Origin of the sequence: Massilia sp. CT11-108, from assembly GCF_047302915.1 — a bacterium.
Lineage (GTDB): Bacteria > Pseudomonadota > Gammaproteobacteria > Burkholderiales > Burkholderiaceae_D > Telluria > Telluria orientalis.
This window is the reverse complement of the sequence record NZ_JBKYMO010001013.1, coordinates 1-947: the sequence shown is the minus strand read 5'-3', so window position 1 is coordinate 947 and position 947 is coordinate 1. Positions and strand designations below refer to the sequence as shown.

At 71.3% G+C, this 947-nt stretch carries 1 protein-coding gene and 1 pseudogene; one reads left to right on the top strand and one right to left on the bottom strand.

Annotated elements, in window-relative coordinates; translation table 11 throughout:
• The first annotated feature begins 48 nt into the window (after nt 1–48).
• On the top strand, nt 49–213 hold the full coding sequence (locus ACEN88_RS32795; RefSeq protein ID WP_413346453.1) for a type VI secretion system baseplate subunit TssG: 165 nt from the start codon (nt 49–51) through the stop codon (nt 211–213).
• A gap of 37 nt (nt 214–250) precedes the next feature.
• Here ACEN88_RS32795 and ACEN88_RS32790 read toward each other — a convergent pair.
• Nucleotides 251–937 (bottom strand): annotated as a pseudogene (locus tag ACEN88_RS32790) (type VI secretion system baseplate subunit TssF); the annotation flags it as partial.
• Between the last annotated feature and the right edge of the window lie 10 nt (nt 938–947).

Below are 947 nucleotides of genomic sequence, written 5' to 3'. Positions count from 1 at the left end.
CCGGACACCGCGCTGGCCGCGTTCGCCGGCCTGCTGCGCCGGCGGCCCGTGTCGGGGGCCGTGCTGGGCCGGGTGCTGTCCAGTCATTTCGGCGTGGCCGTGCGCGTACAGGAGGGCATCGGCCACTGGGACCCGTTGGCCCCGGGCGAGCAGACGATCGTCGGCACCAACGCGCTGCTCGGCCGCCGCTCGTGCGTGGAGAGCAGGCGATGATTTCGCGGCCGGTCTGTTGCGACACGACTTCCAGCCGCGTGAAGCAGTTCAGGTGGCCGTTCAGCGCGAAGTACTGGTCGAGCACCTGCACGAACGGATACAGGCCCGTGCCCGCGAACGCTTCCTCGTCGACGGTGAGGCGGATGCCGATGCCCGGCATCAGGCTCGCGACCGGCGCCGCACCCACCCACGCGCGCACCGTGCCGTGTTCGAGTCCCACGATGCCCGCGATCTGGCGCTGGGCGACCGGGGACCGCGGCAAATCGTACAGCGCCAGCATTTTCTGGAAATCGGCGAGACCGGCCATCGTCAGGCCCGCGTGGTTCAGCGCCAGGTGGGCGATCAGGCGCCAGTGTGACCCGCGCGTGCCGCCGAAGCGCCGGCCTCGTGTCGGTTTCCTCAGCATGCGGATGGGCGCCAGCGTGGACAGTTCGTCGCAGCGCAAGTCTCCCTGCGGCTGGCCGTAAGGCAGGCGTGACGGCACGTCGCGGTTACTGCACGTCAGGTCCGTGGACAGGGTGGCGCCGGCCGCGTCCAGCGGATGGAAATCGGCGTCGACGAGGGCGATGCGCATCTCGTGGCCCGGGCTGACGGCTGCCGTCGCGTAATCGCGCCGCGCGATCCAGTAGTGCGCGCGGTGCGACGCTTCGCCGCCCGCCCTGCCCTCGTCGCCGGGCGCGTAGAGGGGATCGAAACGGGTGACCGTGCCCGTCCCTTCGCGCACGAGCCGCACG